This is a genomic window from Sphaerisporangium sp. NPDC088356 (genome assembly GCF_040685555.1).
Lineage (GTDB): Bacteria > Actinomycetota > Actinomycetes > Streptosporangiales > Streptosporangiaceae > Sphaerisporangium.
On sequence record NZ_JBFBIK010000084.1, the window covers coordinates 1 to 16,310 of the forward strand.

The 16,310-nt window shown below is 70.8% G+C and carries 17 protein-coding genes; 8 read left to right on the forward strand and 9 right to left on the reverse strand.

Features of this window, described 5'->3' with window-relative positions:
• Positions 1–52: 52 nt before the first annotated feature.
• A complete protein-coding gene (locus tag AB0O34_RS25900; RefSeq protein ID WP_363919525.1) occupies positions 53–808 on the reverse strand; it encodes an SDR family NAD(P)-dependent oxidoreductase in 756 nt (251 codons plus the stop codon).
• A 22-nt stretch (positions 809–830) separates the two neighbouring features.
• Positions 831–1,733 carry an NAD(P)-dependent oxidoreductase gene (locus AB0O34_RS25905; protein ID WP_363919527.1) on the reverse strand — a complete coding sequence of 301 codons (903 nt, stop codon included), beginning with the start codon at positions 1,731–1,733 and terminating at the stop codon, positions 831–833.
• Between the two features lie 221 nt (positions 1,734–1,954).
• On the opposite strand from AB0O34_RS25905, the gene AB0O34_RS25910 reads away from it, so the two are divergent.
• Both AB0O34_RS25910 and AB0O34_RS25915 read left to right on the forward strand, forming a co-directional pair.
• Entirely contained in the window at positions 1,955–2,545 is a 591-nt protein-coding gene (locus AB0O34_RS25910) for an SgcJ/EcaC family oxidoreductase (protein ID WP_363919529.1), read from the forward strand.
• Between the two features lie 78 nt (positions 2,546–2,623).
• Positions 2,624–3,175: an SgcJ/EcaC family oxidoreductase gene (locus tag AB0O34_RS25915; protein ID WP_363919531.1), complete on the forward strand. Its 552-nt coding sequence runs from the start codon at positions 2,624–2,626 to the stop codon at positions 3,173–3,175.
• A gap of 8 nt (positions 3,176–3,183) precedes the next feature.
• Here the strand turns inward: AB0O34_RS25915 and AB0O34_RS25920 are convergent, their stop codons facing one another.
• The 6 genes from AB0O34_RS25920 to AB0O34_RS25945 form a co-directional block, all read right to left on the reverse strand.
• Entirely contained in the window at positions 3,184–3,426 is a 243-nt protein-coding gene (locus AB0O34_RS25920) for a hypothetical protein (RefSeq protein ID WP_363919533.1), read from the reverse strand.
• 16 nt (positions 3,427–3,442) lie between these two features.
• Positions 3,443–5,599: a hypothetical protein gene (locus AB0O34_RS25925; RefSeq protein WP_363919535.1), complete on the reverse strand. Its 2,157-nt coding sequence runs from the start codon at positions 5,597–5,599 to the stop codon at positions 3,443–3,445.
• Positions 5,596–7,182, reverse strand: a complete 1,587-nt coding sequence (locus AB0O34_RS25930; RefSeq protein WP_363919537.1) for a peroxidase family protein — start codon at positions 7,180–7,182, stop codon at positions 5,596–5,598. Before AB0O34_RS25930 ends, AB0O34_RS25925 begins: the two co-directional genes overlap by 4 nt.
• The gene (locus tag AB0O34_RS25935; protein ID WP_363919540.1) at positions 7,179–8,489 is read right to left on the reverse strand and encodes a cytochrome P450; all 1,311 of its coding nucleotides are present in this window, start codon (positions 8,487–8,489) and stop codon (positions 7,179–7,181) included. Before AB0O34_RS25935 ends, AB0O34_RS25930 begins: the two co-directional genes overlap by 4 nt.
• A 269-nt stretch (positions 8,490–8,758) precedes the next feature.
• Complete coding sequence (locus AB0O34_RS25940) at positions 8,759–9,775, reverse strand: hypothetical protein (protein ID WP_363919542.1); 1,017 nt, start codon at positions 9,773–9,775, stop codon at positions 8,759–8,761.
• Between the two features lie 7 nt (positions 9,776–9,782).
• A complete protein-coding gene (locus AB0O34_RS25945; protein ID WP_363919544.1) occupies positions 9,783–10,670 on the reverse strand; it encodes an alkaline phosphatase family protein in 888 nt (295 codons plus the stop codon).
• Between the two features lie 352 nt (positions 10,671–11,022).
• Between AB0O34_RS25945 and AB0O34_RS25950 the strand changes: the two genes are divergently transcribed.
• From AB0O34_RS25950 to AB0O34_RS25960, 3 genes are read left to right on the forward strand one after another with little or no spacing between them, the layout of a single operon-like run.
• Positions 11,023–11,472 carry a hypothetical protein gene (locus AB0O34_RS25950; RefSeq protein WP_363919546.1) on the forward strand — a complete coding sequence of 150 codons (450 nt, stop codon included), beginning with the start codon at positions 11,023–11,025 and terminating at the stop codon, positions 11,470–11,472.
• A 10-nt stretch (positions 11,473–11,482) separates the two neighbouring features.
• Positions 11,483–12,079 carry a cell wall protein gene (locus AB0O34_RS25955; protein ID WP_363919548.1) on the forward strand — a complete coding sequence of 199 codons (597 nt, stop codon included), beginning with the start codon at positions 11,483–11,485 and terminating at the stop codon, positions 12,077–12,079.
• A 9-nt stretch (positions 12,080–12,088) separates the two neighbouring features.
• Positions 12,089–12,865, forward strand: coding sequence for a MauE/DoxX family redox-associated membrane protein (locus tag AB0O34_RS25960; protein WP_363919550.1), 777 nt, complete (start codon positions 12,089–12,091; stop codon positions 12,863–12,865).
• Positions 12,866–12,938: 73 nt separating this feature from the next.
• On the opposite strand, the gene AB0O34_RS25965 is transcribed toward AB0O34_RS25960, so the two are convergent.
• Entirely contained in the window at positions 12,939–13,868 is a 930-nt protein-coding gene (locus AB0O34_RS25965; RefSeq protein WP_363919552.1) for a hypothetical protein, read from the reverse strand.
• Between the two features lie 31 nt (positions 13,869–13,899).
• Here AB0O34_RS25965 and AB0O34_RS25970 point away from each other — a divergent pair, with 31 nt between their 5' ends.
• From AB0O34_RS25970 to AB0O34_RS25980, 3 genes are all read left to right on the forward strand, one after another.
• Complete coding sequence (locus AB0O34_RS25970; RefSeq protein ID WP_363919554.1) at positions 13,900–14,256, forward strand: hypothetical protein; 357 nt, start codon at positions 13,900–13,902, stop codon at positions 14,254–14,256.
• A 541-nt stretch (positions 14,257–14,797) separates the two neighbouring features.
• On the forward strand, positions 14,798–15,073 hold the full coding sequence (locus AB0O34_RS25975; RefSeq protein WP_363919556.1) for an isoamylase early set domain-containing protein: 276 nt from the start codon (positions 14,798–14,800) through the stop codon (positions 15,071–15,073).
• 305 nt (positions 15,074–15,378) lie between these two features.
• A complete protein-coding gene (locus AB0O34_RS25980) occupies positions 15,379–16,236 on the forward strand; it encodes a hypothetical protein (RefSeq protein WP_363919558.1) in 858 nt (285 codons plus the stop codon).
• Positions 16,237–16,310 lie beyond the last annotated feature (74 nt).

Consider the following 16,310-nt stretch of genomic DNA (forward strand, 5'->3'; position numbering starts at 1 on the left):
CGCCCCGCCATGGGGGCGGGACGGGCGGCCACGCGTGTGACGGCCCGGCCCGCTACCAGGGAACCGGGCCCTGGTCGCCGAAGCAGCCGCCGGTCGGACCGTCGGGGCCGAGGGTGGCGAGCCGCACAGCGATCGCCGCGCCCTCGGCCGCGGTGCGGGTGAGGCCGGGAACGGCCTTGGTGAAGGCGGTCGCGCACGGGCCAGGGTCCGCCGCGTTGACCAGCACGCCGTGCTCGCGAAGCCCCTTGGCGTACTGCACGGTCAGCGAGTTGAGCGCGGTCTTGGACGGGACGTAGGCCAGCGAGGGGGGCCGGCGGTTGAAGTGACCGTCGGGGTCGGACATCAGCGTGAGCGAGCCGAGGCCGCTGGTGACGTTGACGATGCGTCCCGCCACCGAGCGCAGCAACAGCGGGATCATCGCGGTGGTCACCCTGATGACCCCGAAGACGTTGGTCTCGAACACCTCCCTGACGACGTCCAGCTCGGCGCTGCCGGGGTTCTGCCCGGGGAGGTCGCCGAGGATCCCGGCGTTGTTGACCAGGACGTCGAGCACGCCGAAGTGATCGCCGACGTGCCGCGCGGCCGCCGTGACCGACGCGCGGTCGGTGACGTCGAGCTGGATCGCCCGCACGTCGGCGGCGGCCGATCGCAGGGCGGCCGCCGCCTCCTCACCGCGACGCAGGTCCCTGGCCGCGAGCAGCACCGTCATGCCCCGCTCGGCCAGCTGCGCGACGATCTCGCGCCCGATCCCCTGGTTCCCGCCGGTGACCAGCGCCGTCACCGGTCTGGCCGTGGTGTCCTCGGTCATCGCCGGGTACCGCTCTTCGCGCTCATGCCCGGCCCGGCGCTCCCCCGGTCACGCCCTTCTCGGGGCGGCGTTCCGCGCGGATCACCTCCACGACGGCGGCGATGTCGGCCTCGCTCCAGCCGCGTTCCCCGGCCTCCTGGTAGCGGCGCTCGACCAGGCGGGCGATGGGCAGCGACAGCCCGGTGGACTCCGCCACCTCGTTGAGCAGCCGTACGTCCTTGGCGCCGAGCCGCGTGGAGAACCAGCCCTTGTGGTCACCGGCGATCATGTCGTCGACCCGGTTGACGATGGCGAGCGGGATGGTGGGCCACTGGTTGAGGACCTCGCGCAGCAGCTTCATGTCCAGAGCGGCTGCCTCGGCCGCGGCCACGACCTCGGCGACGGCGGCGACTCCGGACATCAGCAGGAAGTTGTTGAGGAGCTTGAAGGCCGACGCGCTCCCGGGGTCCTCGCCGCAGTACCAGTGGTTGGAGAACACCCGTGACCAGGTGGGCTCCAGCCGGTCGGCGAGGCGCCGGTCGCCTCCCACCAGGCTGGAGGCCTTGTTCGCGAAGACGGTCTGCGGCGCCCCGATGATGGGCGCGGACAGGAAGCGGCGCGCGGGGGCCATGCGCTGGAGCCTGCGGGAGGTCTCCGGGGAGACGGTGCTCATGTCGACCACGATGGGCCCGTCCGCGTCGGAGCCGAGCCCGGTCAGCCTCTCCATGACGTCGAGGACGGCGTGGTCGTCGGTCAGCGACATCAGCACCGCCTCCGCCCCCCGCGCCGCCTCCGCCGGCGAGGACGCCTCGACCGCGCCGGCGCCGGCCACCTCGGCGGCCCTGCCGGGCGTACGGTTCCAGACCGCGACCTCGTACCCTTGCGCGAGCAGCCGAGCGGCCACCGCGCGGCCCATATGACCCATCCCAAGCACAGCTATCCGCATAGGTCATCCCCCTTGCCACCACTGTCGCGGCCCTCCCACCTCGCGTGGGTGGAGCCACGCACATCTACGGCACATATGCCCACCAGCGGTAGGGCAAATCCACCCTGATGTGCTAAATCGGACACTTAGGGGAATACCGGTAGAGAACTCGAAGAACGACACCTTCAAGGACGGTGAACCGCTTATACGTCTGCGACGGTGAACTTCGAACGGGGGCATGGATGGACATTCATCGATGCAAGGTGAGAAGTATCCGCCTGGCTCTCCTCGGCGGGCTCGCGATGGCGCTGACCGGCGCCGCGGCGCCGCCGGACGCCGTGACGCCGGCCGCGGACGCGGCGGCGCCAGCCCGATCAGGGATCCAGGGGAAAGACCACACCGACACCGATCTCACCGCTCTGCGCCGTATTTGGGAGCAGCAGGCGGATGCCTGGGCCCGAGGGGACGCCGGCGCATATGCCAGGAGTTACACCACCGATGCCGACCTGATAAACATCCGGGGCGAGCATCTCCATAGCCGCGACACCATAGCCACGAGAATCCAGCATTACTTTAATAATCAGCTCAAGAACACCCACATCCTCCGAATGGTGGAAGAGGTGCGCTTCGTGTCTCCCACGATGGCGATCATCCTCCGTGAGGACTGCGTGCTGTACGGCGCCGAGACGGCCTGCCGCCCGGACACGCGATCGATCAACACCAGCCTCGCCGTCAAGCATTCCGGCCGATGGATGGTCACGTCCTTCCACAACACCCTCATGCGGCGGCAGGACGCGCCGTTCCCATCGTTCAGAAACTTCTCCGGGAACTGACCCGTGGGCCGCCACCCGGCCCGAGTCACAGGGGAACGCTTCCACATTTGTTCCTGATCATCTTCGAACGGGGCAGAGATGGGCATTAATCGATACGCGAGGAGAACGATCAGCCTGGCTCTCGTCGGCGGGCTCGGGCTGGCGCTGGGCGCCGCCGTCACGCCGACCGAGGCCACGACGCCGAAGAGCCGGGCACTCCTGGCACCGGCCGGCTCCCAGATCGCGGGGACGGTGCCCTACGACACCGAACTCGCCGCCCTGGCCCGGCTCTGGGACCGGCAGGCCGACGCCTGGGCACACGGAAACGGAAAGGCGTATGCCGCGACCTACACCGCGGATGCCGACTTCGTGAACGTCACGGGTGAGCATCTGCGCACGCGCGAGGTGATAGGAACCAAGTTCCAGCGTTACCTCGCCAACCAGCTCAAGAACAGCCGCATCCACACCGTCGAAGAGAAGATCCACCTGCTGTCCCCTTCGACGGCCTTCATCATCCGGAAGGGCTGCGTGTTCTTCGGTTCGGAGAGGACCTGCCACCCGAACACCCTCTCGTGGAACACCAGCATCGCCGTCAAGCAATCGGGCCAGTGGCTGATCAGGTCCTTCCACAACACCCTCGTGCGCCGCTGACGGGACCGTCAGCGGCGGGCCCGGCCGGCGTAGACGTCCAGTCGCGTCGCCGCCTCGTCCAGATCGGCGGAGGCCGTGAGGCAGGCGGCGATGTGGGCGTTCACGGTGTCCCTGAGCCACTGCGGCGCGGCGCCGTCGGCGTCCAGCCGGGCCTCGATCTCGCGCAGCCGCTCGGCGCAGTCGGCGAGCACGAGGGCGTCGGACCGCAGGACCCCGGCGTGGACGGCGATCGCTTCGGGAACGGCGGGCATCCGGAGGCTCCTTCGGTCAGGTGGTGCGCACGGGGACACCGGCGCCCCGCAGGGTCTGGTGGGCGAAGGTGGACAGGCACAGCAGCGGGCGGGCGCCGTCGAGGCCCAGCGCCCGCAGGTGCCGCGCCATGGGGTGGGCCGCCGGCCCGGCGACCAGGCGGGCCCGTGGCGCGGGATGCACCCGCCCCCGGCCCCGTGTCTCGACGCACGACCGCAGCGTGGTGCCCTCGTGGCGCGAATAGGCGACCAGGTCCGGGGCTCCGGCCGGGATCCCCGGGCCGAGCCACCCCCGCAGGGCGAGGAACCGGCCCTCAGGACCGCCGGCCGCGATGCGGACCGATCTCGCGGTGAGCTCGATGTCCAGGTCGGCGAGGGACGGCTCGTACCCCCAGACCTCCGGTGCCACGGCCGACACGGTCTCGGTGTCGACCACGGAGCCGACCAGCCAGCTTCCGGATCGCCGACGGCGCGCGCTTCTGGCCACGTCGGGCCAGACCCTGATCGACGGGGGCCGCCACGCATCGTGCACGACGATTCCGAGGCCGACCTCGCGGTAGGCCCCGAGGCTCGTCCGCCGGTTCCAGGACGCGTGGACGGCCACGAGGGCGCGCCCCGCCACCCGCACCGCGGGCCCGAGCCCCGTCCCCTCCAGCAGGGCCGCCGCCGCGCGCGCGTCCACCGCGAAGTACGCCGTGAGGGCTCCCCCGTCGTGGCACCTGACCGGTAGTTCGAGCGCTCCGTCCGGCGTGGCCACCCGGTAGGTGGGCACGGTGAGGAACGGAAAGCCGTCGGGGTCGGGGACGCGGTCGAACAGCAGGTAGGCCTGTGAGCGGGTGACCGGCCCCCGGTAGGGCGTGAGGGCGTGGTCGATGCGGTCGCGGGCCTCGGGCAGGTCGTTCGCGATGTTGGCGGTGTAGTGCTCGATGCCGTGGCAGACCGGGAACAGGTGGGTGGCGTCGAAGTAGTCGACCACGTACCAGCCGGGGTGCAGGTCGAAGCAGCCGCCCGCGCCCTGCCCGTCGAGGGTGGGGATGATGTCGTGCTGGTTGGTGACGCTGGCGACCCAGGTGCGGGGGTCGGCGGGTCGCTTGAAGTCGACCGGCGATCCGATGGCCACGGCGTGGGTGACGGTGTAACGGGCGCAGAACGCCGGGTCCTGAGCGAGGTTCATGATGGCCGCGCCGCCGGCGCTGTGCCCGATCAAAGCGATCTCGGCTCCCCGCGGGATGCCGGAGTCGTCGATGGCCTTGACCAGCGCGCGGCTGTAGGGCCCGCTGTCGAGCACGGCGCTGCTGAAGGCGCCGAGCAGATCCTGCGGCGAGTCGTTGTCGGGCCGTCCGAACCTCATGCCGGGCACCTGGACGACGTGGCGCGCCACACCGTCCGGGCCGGTCACGCTCTGGATGAGCACCCGCCCCGTGGTGCCGACGACGCCGATGTTGCGCAGGAAGCCGAGCAGCGACCCGTGTGAGCTGAGCCGCGCGACCTCGGCCGTGTCCAGCTCCAGCCGCCGCGCGGCCCCCTCCCCGGTGTCGAGGACCGCTATGGCCCTGTTGCTCACGCCGGTGATGGGATCGGCGCTGGCGTACCCGCCTCCGGTGGCGATGAGCCACGCGGCGGTGTCGTTGAGCGGGTTCTCGTCCAGCAGTGCCCGCAGGGCGAGAACCTCACCGAAGACCGGGGCGAGCCCGCTGAGCGTGCGCACCGCGCCGCGGTCCTTCAGCATGGCGCGCAACGCCCGGAGCGACTGGATGTCGCGGTCGGCGCCGACCGCTTCGATGAGCCTGCCCATCAGAGGGTCGGCGACCAGCTCCGGGTGGTCCTCGGTCACGGCGGCGATGCGCAGCCGCAGCGAGGTCGCGAGGATGAGGACGGCCAGGCTCTCGGCGCCCGCCATGCCGCCGGCCCTGGCCGCGAGCCCACCCAGCCGGCCACCGGCGACCGCGTACCCGAGCCCTCGGCGGTTGGTCACAGCGCGGAGCAGGGCACGCTGCGCCCGGTAGCCCTCGGCCGGGGCGCGCACCAGCGCGCCGAGCACGGCACCGTCGGTGAGCGCCGCCGTGGCGTGGGCGGAGGTCTCCTGGATCGCCGCCCCGATCTCGGCCAGCTCGCGGGCCGCCGTGCGCAGCGGCTTCGCCGCCGAGGCCGGGCCGTCCCCGGCGTGGACGCTCACCGCTCCGCCCGCCGGGTCATGCTCACGAAGCGCGGCCGCGGGTCCTCGGGCACGTTGCGGTGCAGCACGTCCGACAACGTCCGCGTGGTAGAGATGATCTTCATGCCGTACGGGGTGAAGGTGGCGCTGGTGAACACCCGCGACGCCAGCAGCGGGTTGGTCAGCGCCTGCGAGAAGGCGTCGATGGCGATGATCTTCGTGAGGAGCGGCGGCAGCATGGCGTTCGCGTCTCCCGGCTCCTCGGCGAACAGGCCGACGTACAGATCGAGGTCGTCGACGCCGCGGTACAGCTCGCTGAGCGCCTCGCTCACTCTGGGGTCGCCGGAGACCTGGTCGAAGCGGCGCACGCGGGGGAAGCGGCAGTGCTCGCGGTAGCTGTTGTAGGGGGCGAGGTTCAGCGCGCGCGACTCGGCGACGCTGGCCACGTCGACCTGCCGCAGCACGGGGTCGGTGTTGAACAGGCCGATGCGACCGGCTCGCTGCCGGGACGCGTCCTCGAACAGCCGGCCCAGGCCTGGCCCGGAGATGAGCGCGCCGCCGACCAGGGTGTCCGCCATGGGAAGGTCCCGCCCGCCCACGGACAGGGTGGAGGGGATCAGGCTGTGCCAGCGGTACACGAGGTTGAACTCCGCCGAGGCCCAGTTCTCCCGGTGCCAGGGGGCGCGGGCGAGCATGGCGGAGAGCCGCGGATCCAGGGTGAAGCGGAAGTGGTACGGGGTGATGTGGTTGATGTACTCCTCCACCACCAGCTTGATGAGCAGCACGATGAGGATGTTGCGCGCGGTCTGGAACAGGCGCTCGTCGTCCCAGCGCGGGTAGTGGCGGGCCAGGAGCCGGGCCACCCTGTTGTGCTCGCGCAGGAACAGCACCGTGAGCATGGTGAAGCCGACCTGGATGTTGCCCCGGTCGCTGCCGGTCGCGAACAGGGCGCCGCGCTGCGCGTCGGTGAGCTCGCCGAAACGGATCACGCTCAGCGCGGCGAACTCGGGTTTGATCCGGCCGTTGTCGCAGAGGTAGGGCGGGAACTCGGCGCCGTCGAGCACCTGGGTCTTGAGCAGCCCGCCGTCGAAGGTCCGCAGGGCGGCGGTAGCGGCGGCGTTCAGCCCGTAGAGCTGGTTGAGGTCGATGTGGTGGTTCGAGCTGTTCTTACGGGGATCCCTCGGGACGTGGGTGTCGCCGCGGAGGAACCCGTCGGTGAACCACTGCGCGAAGTACGCGAACAGCACGGTGGAGCGGGGGCAGGGGATCATGGTGTCGCCACGGGTGAACAGGTCGGCCGCCCGCTCCGGCGTGGGCCGGCCGGTCTCGGCTCCGGCGACCGGCGGCACGTGACGCCCGCTGAACGTGCGATCGGTCAGCGAGGCCCACGAGGTGTAGTCGGCCATGGTGCTCAGCGGCTCGGGCCGTGGCGGCATCTCGCGGACCGCGTGGTCGATCAGCGCGGCGTTGAGGCGACGCCGCACCGGCTGGACGCGCTGCGCGAGGTCCCACAGCGGCCGCCCGTGTGTCAGGGCCAGGAATCTGAGCCGGTTGGCGGCGCCGTCGGTCGCGATGCTTCTCGCCGTGGTGGACCCCACCGTCACGCCTCCTTCCCCTGCGGGCCGAGCCCGAGGACGAACCGGTCGGGGAAGATCCCGTGGGCGCGGACGACCGCTCCGTCCGGCGGCGGGAGCATGCGCACCCCCGGGCGCAGCAGCAGGCGGCGCACCACCTCGCAGATGACGGCCCTGGCGGGGTGCACTCCGAGGCACGCGTGGTGGCCGTGGCCGAAGAACATCTGGATGTGCCCTGGCCGGTCGAGCCGGAACTCCTCCGGCTCCTCCACCATGTCGGCGTCGAACATGGCCGAGGCCGGCGCGGCGAGCACGAAGGTGCCGGCGGGGACGAGCGTCTGGCGCGGGGTGCCCGCGGCGAGAACGTGGTCACGCTCACACACGCGGGCAAGCAGCTTGAAGAACGGGCTGAACCGCAGCGCCTCCCAGACATGGCGGTCGAAACGGGCGGGGTCGGGGTCGGCGGCGGCGTCCACGGCCTCGGCCAGCACGTGGGGGCGGAGCATGATCTGCTCGACCGCCTCGGCCATGGCCCCCGGCCCGCTCTCCACGAACCCGAGGGGCAGCCCCGCCATGTTGATCAGCATCCGCTCGTCGCCGACGCCGACCTCCGCCGGGAGGGTCGTGCGGATGAGGCGCGAGAAGACGTCCTCGGGCGGCGGCACGCGCCCCGCCCGCAGGGCGGCCCGGCGCTCGGCGAGCAGGCCGCGCAGGTAGTCGATCATCTCCTCGCCCGCGAGGACGGACGCGGCGCGGATCGCGGGGTCACCCTGGAAGTTGGCGAAGCCGTCGGTGATCATCGCCCTGGTCCATCTCGACAGGGTCTCCGGCGTGGGCCCGGGGAAGCCGAAGTAGTCGGCGCACACGCGCAGGGCGACGTGCCGGAACAGCTCGCCGACGGCCTCGACGCGCCCGCGCCCCGACGCGGCGTCCAGGGCCTCGTCGGCGAACCGCCCCGCCAGGAGGCGAAGGCACGCCACGTCCTCAGGGGGGAGCATGACCTGCATCAGCCCCTTTTCGCGCCAGTTCATCGGCGTGGCGTCCCTGGACAGCATGAACGGCCCGCCCAGCGCGGCGTCCAGGCGGGGGCCGAAGGCGCGGACCGAGAAGACCTCCTCCCGGGAGAGCACCTCGGTGACATCGGCGAAACGGGTCACGACGGTGAAGGCGGGCGTGACGAAGATGGGCCGTCGCTCGCGCAGCACCGCGAAGAAGGCGCGCCAGTCGGTGCGCATCCACTCTCGGACGAGGGCGAACGCGGACATCGGATCGCGGGCCAGGGCCGCATCGTATCTCTCCAGATGGTCGCCCGCGGTCGCCTGTTCGACAGCACCCATGCCGTAGGACCCTCCGTCTCAGGTGTGAACCGCAACCGGACCCGGCCGAGGCCGCCACTTTACGTGGTCGTTGCCGCACTCCGGGTCACATCGACCCCAGGATAGCTACAGATTGCGATCCCTTGCCTGCTGTACGTGATTGAGGCGTCACTTCCGGGCAACTCCCGCCGCCCGGCTGATCCGCTGGCTCGAACGGGCCGGCTGGGCGTACGCCGTGCGCTGGCCGAGCCCCGAGCGCCTGGTCGCCCGGAAGTCCCCCGGCGGCGGCCTCAGCCGACGAAGGCCGGGTTGAGGGCGGCGAGGGCGACCCGCCTGGACGCGCCGGTCCCGTCGGCGGGGACCGACCACAGGTCGGCGCCGAAGTCACCCGCCAGGGCGTACATCACGGTGTGCTCGTCCGCCCAGACGACCTGGTCGTCGACGCTGCGCGCCTCGGCCAGCGGCGTCTCGCGCATGGTCCGCAGGTCCAGGGCGTACAGCCGCCACGGCTCGTCCGGGCTGAGCCCGCGTACCCGTTTCTTGAAGACCAGCCGGGTGCCGTCGGGAGACAGCGACGGGCACTCGACGTTGGTGCGCACCGTGGTGACCGTGCGCGCGGCGATGTCGCCGCGTACGAGGTAGGTCTCGCCCTTCGTGGCGAGCGTCGCGTAGAAGTGCCCGTCGTCGGCGAAGGTGACGCCCCAGAAGTTCACGTCGGAGGCGTGGTACGGCCTGCCGTCCTTCACGATCGCGTAGGTCTCCAGGCTCGGGGTCAGCGCCCAGGTGCGGGTGTCGACGATCGAGGTCCGGGTGGAGAAGTCGCTCCCGGCGTAGGAGTCCCCGCCCACGAAGACCGTCCAGGCGGCCAGCCGCCCGGACGGCGCGACCCGCGTCCGGGACGGGACGCCCGCGATCGGATAGTCGCGCACCGTCCGCAGCCGGGCGTCGAGGACCGACGCGAAGTAGGTCTCCTGCATCGGGCCGTCCACCTTGCGCAGGCAGACCCCCGTCCCGGCCGCCGCGTGGAAGCGCAGGCAGCGGATCGGGGCCGCGGTGCGCGCCCCTCCCGGGTCGGAGGCCGCCACGGAGACCAGCTCGTCCCGGTGCGCCCCCCACGCCATGTTGCGGAAGACCATCCGCCCGCCGCCGTCGAGCGTAACGGCACCGGACGCGACGGGCGGTCCGCCCGGCTGCGCCCGGTCGCGCTCCTCGGCCCGCCGCGCCGCGTGCAACACCGAGACGAAGGCGAGTGAGCCGAGCAGTGCCACCGCGACCAGTAGCGTGACCAGGCGCGCCCGGGTCGTCATCGGGAGCTCAGTTCCAGATTCCGGTGATGTCCGAGGCCGAGGCGGCGTTGCCCGCGTGGGCGGTCAGGCCGGCCATGTCCTCCAGCGTCCGGAGCAGGTTGTAGTGGTTGTAGGTGGTGGCGGACGTGCTGCCCGGGGCGACCGGCTGGCCGTAGACGACGGTCGCGATGCGGTTGCCGCTGAGCCTGTTGTCCTCGTCGAAGGTGACCACCAGCAGGCTGTTGTTGGACTTCGCCCAGGTCGCGTACGCGCCGAGATTGCTCTTCAGCCAGGTGTCGCCGGTCGAGACCGAGCAGTCGTGCATGTCGTTGCACAGGTTCGGGATCACGAAGGAGACCTTCGGCAGCTTGGTGTAGTCCGTCGGGAACTGCCCCATCGTGTAGGCCGTGGAGGCCGGGACGTTGCGGAACCCGAACCAGGGGTTGTGCTTCTGCGCGTACTTGCCGCCGCTGCTGGTGCAGACCGTGGAGCCCTGGCCGGGCAGGCCCTCGTTGTAGCTTCCCCAGGTCTTCCCGGCCGCGATCAGCTCCGAGGCGAGGTTGGCGGCGGAACTGAAGCCGATCGTGACGCAGGCGTCGCCGGTGATGCCCTGGGTGCCGCCGGAGAACATGGCGTAGTAGTTCGGCTGGCTCGGGTGCGTCTCGGCGTAGAACTGGGTGAGGTTCGCGCCGCCGGTCCTCAGCGAGTTGATGTAGGGGGCGCTGGAGCTGCCGATGACCTGCGAGTAGGCGTGGTTCTCCAGGACGACCACGACGACGTGGGCCGGCGACGGCACCGCGACCGCGGAGCTCGTCCCGGTTCCGGCCCACAGGCCGAGGCCGGCGGTGAGGCCGAAGGCGGATGCGATCGACAGGAGCACCCTGCGGGAGCGTGCCCTTCCAGCGAAAACAGCCATGACTGCCCTTCGTACGGGGGTGGTAGGCCATGTCAGGCTAAATCAGGATGACCTACTCTTCCGGCGTAACGGGGGTGAATACCAGCCCAACAGTTAGGTTGCCATTCCCGTGCGGCGACGGCGCCGCGACACCCCGTCCGCATCGCGGCACATCTCCCCTCTGACGTCCGGACGCGCGTTCTGTTCCCTGGCCGCCCGTTGGGGCGAAAGCGGCTCAAGGTTGGGCATTGACGTAATTTCATTAACTGTTATTCATGGGACAAGTCAAGAAATTTCCCGCTAACCGCACCACCAGATCGGGGACCGTCGGAGCTCACCCCCCAACAAGGCTCACCCCCCAAGGAGGACGCGCATGGCGCGCAGCCAGTCCACTGACCCACCCGTCGACCTACTCGGACCCGTCCAAGGAGAGGTCTCCTGGTTCTGCTGCGGCGCGGCCTGGGGCCCGTGCAGCACCACCGGCAAGGGAGCGTGCGGCACCTGCAACTCAGGGAGCCTGCAACACGCCTGGCCCAACACCTCCGACGCCTGCTGGGCGATCACCCGCCCGGACAGCTGCGGTGTCGGAATGTCCCGGAGGACCTGCGGTTTCAGCCACAGGACCACGGCCCTGTGCAGCGGCACCAGCGTCGTCACCACCATCGCCGACTGCGGCCCCCAGACCGACCTGTTCTGCGGCGAGCGCAGCTGCTGCGGCGCGACCTGCGCCAGCAACCGGCTGATCGACCTGACCCCGGCGGCCTACAGCAGGATCGCCAGCCTTTCGACCGGTCTGAGGCCGTGCGAGATCTCCGTCCCCTAGGAGGCGTTCGATGACCAGCAGAAGACAACTGCTCAAGTCCGCCGTGCTCGGGGGCGGGGCCGGCGTCGTCGCCGCGACCGCGCTCGGCTCGCTCGGCCCGGAGGCCGCCTTCGCGAAGGCGGCGCCCGACGTCGAGCCCGGCACGCCCGACCCGAACTTCGCCGAGGGCCGGATCCGCTCCATCAAGGACAACACGCTGTTCGTCCTCGGCTCGAACTGGGTGTTCCATCGCATCAGGGTCGTCGACGGCACGAGCCTGTGGAAGCTGGGCCCCGTCGCGTTCGACCAGGCCAAGCCCGGTGACGGGCTCTACGCCCGCGGCGTTCGCATGCCGGACGGCGTGCTCGCCGCCGAGTCGGTGTGGTTCAACATCGTCAACGTCAAGGGCCACATCCAGAACATCACCAGCGAGAAGGTCCACCTCGACCACAACGGCAAACAGATCCTCTGCCACCTCGTGGCCGGCAAGTCGGTGGCCGTCTACTCCGACGCGCCGCCCTCCGCCGACCTGTCGCAGCTGCGGGTGGGCCAGCACGTGCAGGTCCTGGGCGCCTGGCGGCCGGACACCAACGAAGTCGACATCGCCACCGTCTTCTCCCCCCACTAGGAGCCGCAGATGCACGGGATCGCCGCGCCGCAGCCGTACGTGATCGCCCTATTCCTGATCTGGGCCGCCCTGATGAAACTGCTCAGCCGGCGGATGCGGGCGCAGGCGGGGCAGACCGCCCTGGCCCGGCTGGTCGGCGCGGCGCGCGCGGTCCCGGCGCTCCGGATCGTCGCGGTGCTGGAGCTCGCGGTGGCGGCGGCGCTGCTGCTGCCGCCGGCCTCGCCCCTGGACGGCGTGGCCGCCACCGCGCTCTGCGCCGGATTCCTCCTCTACCTCACCTATGGGCGCCTCGCCGCGCCCGCCTCGTCATGCGGCTGCCTGGGCTCGCACGCCCGTCCCGTCAACTGGCGCGGCTTCGGCCGGGCGGGGCTCCTGCTCGCCATGAGCGTCGCGGCCATCTGGGCGGGGCCGTATCCGGGCGGCGCGACGCTCGTGGCCGTGGGCATGGTCGAGGCCATCGCCCTGCTGGCGCTCTCGGCGGAGCTGGACCACCACTGGCTGACGCCCCTGCGCCGGCTTCTCGTACGGGTGCGCAAGCCGCTGGCCGTGGTCTCACCGCAGGACATCCCGCTGGAGGTCTCGCTGCGTCTGCTCTACGCCAGCCCCGCCTACTGCTCGGCGTCCGCGTGGCTCACCTCGGACGTCCAGGACACGTGGGACGAGGACGGCCGACGCTTCGTGGTCTACGCCGCCCACGGGCGTACGGCGGTCTTCGCGGTACCCCTCTCCGGCGGCGACCCGTCGGCCGTCCGGGTCGCCCTCATCGAGGAGCCTGCGCTCACCTGACCTTCCCACCCGGGAGACGCCGGTGGCCGCGGGTTCACACCCGCGGCCACCGGCAGGAAGCCGACGCTGAGCGTCAGGGGGTCGGAGTGGGGCTCGGGGGCACGGTGATGGTTGCGGTCACGGTCGGCTCGGCCGTGGGGTCGCCGGTCGGGGTCTGCGTGGGCGTCTCGGTCGGGGTCTCGGTGGGGGTCTCAGTGGGAGTCTCGGTCGGAGGGACGGTGGGGGTCGCGGTGGGAGTGGGCGTCTCGGTCGGCGTGGGGCACGGCTTGGGGGTGCGCCACTGGACGTTGCCCGGCTGCCAGTGCTTGGGAGCCCACCAGCCCTTGCCCCGCCAGAAGTTCTTGCTCGGCTTGGTGAGGTCGAAGACCCAGGCGGCGGTCGTCGCCGGTTCATCCCGCGGCGCGGCCGTCGTCGGCTCCACCTGGGGCGCGACGGTCGCCGGCGCGCTCTGGGACGGAGCGGTCGTCGGCTCGGTGGTGGGCGGGGCGGTCGTCGGCTCGGTGGTGGGCGTGGTCGTCGGCACGTCCTCCGGCGGGACGGCCGTGGGCTCGGGCTGCGGCGGGACGGTCGTGGGCTCGCCCGGGGTCGCGGCGGTCACCGACACCCAGTCGCCCTGCTTGATCTTGGCGTCGCCCCGCCGGCCGGACACGGTCCGGGTGGAGTCGCCGATCGCGTACACCCTCTCGTAGCCGTCCTGGCTCTTCACGGTGATCGCGTCCTCGGCCACGACGGTGGCCTGCCCGGTCTGGGTGAACAGCACCGGGAAGGTACAGTCCTTCGCCGGCACGACGAACTCGCCATGCGGGGTGCCGATGAAGCGCCAGGCGTCGGCGGCGGACACCTTGACGGCGGGGGCCGGCGTCGGGGTTTCGGTCGGAGTTTCGGTCGGGGTCGCGGTGGGCGTTTCCGTGGGGGTCGCGGTGGGCGTTTCCGTGGGGGTCGCGGTGGGCGTTTCCGTGGGGGTCGCGGTGGGCGTTTCCGTGGGGGTCTCACTGACCGTCACCGAGGGAGTCGGTGTTCCCGTGGGGGGCGTCGTGGGCGATGACGCCGAGGCCGCGGCCGCTTCGACGCCGCCCGACGCCGCCAGCACGAGAGCTGCGGCGAAGAACAGTGGGCGTGGGATGCGCCAGCGCGGCCCGCCTGGTTCGGTCGACAGTTCTTCGTTTGGCTTGTCAGGGTTTGGTGGCGTCACCATGTCCTCCAACTGGCTTGATCTGATCGAACTCGCGCCGAAGCAGCGGCGGCATGACAGGAGTCGTTCGCTTGCCCGTTCGAACGACGATCACCCCCGGCCCCTGAGTCCGGCTCCAATGGTCCGGGGAAGCGTGCCCGCTTTCTCAGCGCCCAAGCAGACAAATCTGCCGATCAAGGTCACCAAGGGAGGCTTCTAGCAGGTCACCGCAAGGTTACGAAAGTTGAAAAAAACCGCTTTCGGACGCGATTACGCGGCGGCGCGGCGAGGTCCTGCGGTGGCCGGCCTAGGCGACGGCATCCCCCGCCGAGGGCGAGCGGCAGCGTCTCCCTTCCCGCTCCGCTGATGTCACATCCGGGACATGCCCGGAGCTCCTACTGGGTGAGAGATAACGAACTCCCCGGCGGTGCCGTTCGACCAGTTGGACCACAGATGCCCGTCGTTCGCGGCCACGAAGACGTACGGCCGGTCCGGCTGGCCCGCCTCGTCCTGCACGGTTCACCCACACGTTGCCGTCGTCACACTTCACGTCCGCGAACGGCTGGGCTGCCGCTCGGCGTCCGCGTTGGCCGATCCCGAACAGCAGCCGGGCGTGGGTGCCGACCACATCAGCGGCTCTGCGGCCCTCCTGGTGGGTTAGGAAGAAGGCGTGAAAACTGTGTTACATCACTCGTGTCCGTATATCTCCCATGCATGGCGTTACGGAAAGGTGGGATCGTCACCACCCGGGAGGATCCTCGATGCTCAAGCGCAACCGCCTTTTCGGCCGGAAGACCCGCGTCACGTTCGCCTTGCCCGCGTCCCAGCCCTCGGGCATCGTCAGCGTCGTGGGCGACTTCAACGACTGGTGCCCCGGACGCCATGAACTGCGGCGCCGTAGCGACAGCACCCGTACCGTCTCGGTGATCCTCCCCCCGGGCGTTCACAGGTTCCGCTACCTCGGCAGCGGCGGAGTGTGGTTCGACGACGAGACCGCCGACCACATCGACCACCAGGGCAGCCTTATCCACCTGTGACGCGTGGAACCCGACCGGAACGCCAGGGCCGGACGCGCGCCGTCCGGCATCCAGCGAGACCTGAAATCTCACGCTGGCGACCGTCTCGCCCGCAGGCGCTCAGTGCGACCGCGAGAGGGTTCGGCATCGCACGTAGGACATGCGCCAGCGTGACACGCGGATCGCGATGGCCGTACATCCGCGAGCGCACCCCGGCGTCCAGCCGGATCCATGTCTTCGGCCCCGCCGCGGTAAGGGCATGCGCACATCGTCCCATCCGGCGACAACCGAGCGTGCTCGCGCCGCGTCTTTCCCTAGTGCCCCATGTGTCCCTAACAGTAGTCGCCTTGCGCGTCCGCATGCTCCTCCCTGTGGCCGCCCTCGCCGGCGGCCTGGTCCTGTCCTTCTGGCACCCGGCGCACGCCGCCGTCCCCAAGGTGCGGGATGGTTCGCGTGTCGCCACCGACGTCGTGGAGTACGGATGCGCCACCACCGGGACGCCCTTGACGCAGGTCGTCAAGGTCAAGGTCGAGCTGACGATGCCGGTCGCCGCCACGACGGACCAACAGATGACCATCGGCTGGCACGGCACCTACGTCGACGGCTTCGAGCTGAAGGCGCCCGCCGAAGGACTGACCGATGGCCTCAACCTGTACGCGTACGCGTCCATCAGCGGGATCACCAAGCTGACCTCCGCCACCGGCGTAGGCACGCTAGGCGCGGTCAGCGCGGGTGAGGTCATTCCGCTGCCGACGGACGTGGTCGGCCTGAAGACGACCGCGTCCAACGCGGGCACGGGGACGGTGAAGCCAGCGGCCATCAATTTCGGACCCCTGCCCACCACGCCGTCGATCAAGTGTGAGGTACACAACCCAGGCGACCTGACGACCTACACCCTCACAGTCACCGGTGGCGGCCAGACGACCACTCCCACCCCGACCGCCACGAGCCCACGGCCAACCCACACCGTCACCGCGACCGAAACGGCGAGCGCGACCGCGACCGAAACGGAGCCCGAAGCCGAGGCGGTCGGGAACACCAGAGTGACCAAGACCCCGGCGGGGGCGGCGGAGACCGGCGGCGGCGGTGACGTGGGACCCGACGGGCGAATCCTCGTACTGACCGGCTCGCTTCTCCTCCTGACCGCCACCACCGGCCTCCTGCTGCGGCGTCGCCGGGGATGACGGATCCCGGGCGCGGTACCGAAATGGTGGATTGAGTAGGGGGCTACTCATGCTGGATCGGTCCATACGCCCGG

Coding starts and splice junctions, on each gene's coding strand:
- AB0O34_RS25900 (WP_363919525.1), bottom strand. CDS start 808: ATGACCGAGGACACCACGGCCAGACCGGTGACGGCGCTGGTCACCGGC.
- AB0O34_RS25905 (WP_363919527.1), bottom strand. CDS start 1,733: ATGCGGATAGCTGTGCTTGGGATGGGTCATATGGGCCGCGCGGTGGCC.
- AB0O34_RS25910 (WP_363919529.1), top strand. CDS start 1,955: ATGGACATTCATCGATGCAAGGTGAGAAGTATCCGCCTGGCTCTCCTC.
- AB0O34_RS25915 (WP_363919531.1), top strand. CDS start 2,624: ATGGGCATTAATCGATACGCGAGGAGAACGATCAGCCTGGCTCTCGTC.
- AB0O34_RS25920 (WP_363919533.1), bottom strand. CDS start 3,426: ATGCCCGCCGTTCCCGAAGCGATCGCCGTCCACGCCGGGGTCCTGCGG.
- AB0O34_RS25935 (WP_363919540.1), bottom strand. CDS start 8,489: ATGGGTGCTGTCGAACAGGCGACCGCGGGCGACCATCTGGAGAGATAC.
- AB0O34_RS25940 (WP_363919542.1), bottom strand. CDS start 9,775: ATGACGACCCGGGCGCGCCTGGTCACGCTACTGGTCGCGGTGGCACTG.
- AB0O34_RS25945 (WP_363919544.1), bottom strand. CDS start 10,670: ATGGCTGTTTTCGCTGGAAGGGCACGCTCCCGCAGGGTGCTCCTGTCG.
- AB0O34_RS25950 (WP_363919546.1), top strand. CDS start 11,023: ATGGCGCGCAGCCAGTCCACTGACCCACCCGTCGACCTACTCGGACCC.
- AB0O34_RS25955 (WP_363919548.1), top strand. CDS start 11,483: ATGACCAGCAGAAGACAACTGCTCAAGTCCGCCGTGCTCGGGGGCGGG.
- AB0O34_RS25960 (WP_363919550.1), top strand. CDS start 12,089: ATGCACGGGATCGCCGCGCCGCAGCCGTACGTGATCGCCCTATTCCTG.
- AB0O34_RS25975 (WP_363919556.1), top strand. CDS start 14,798: ATGCTCAAGCGCAACCGCCTTTTCGGCCGGAAGACCCGCGTCACGTTC.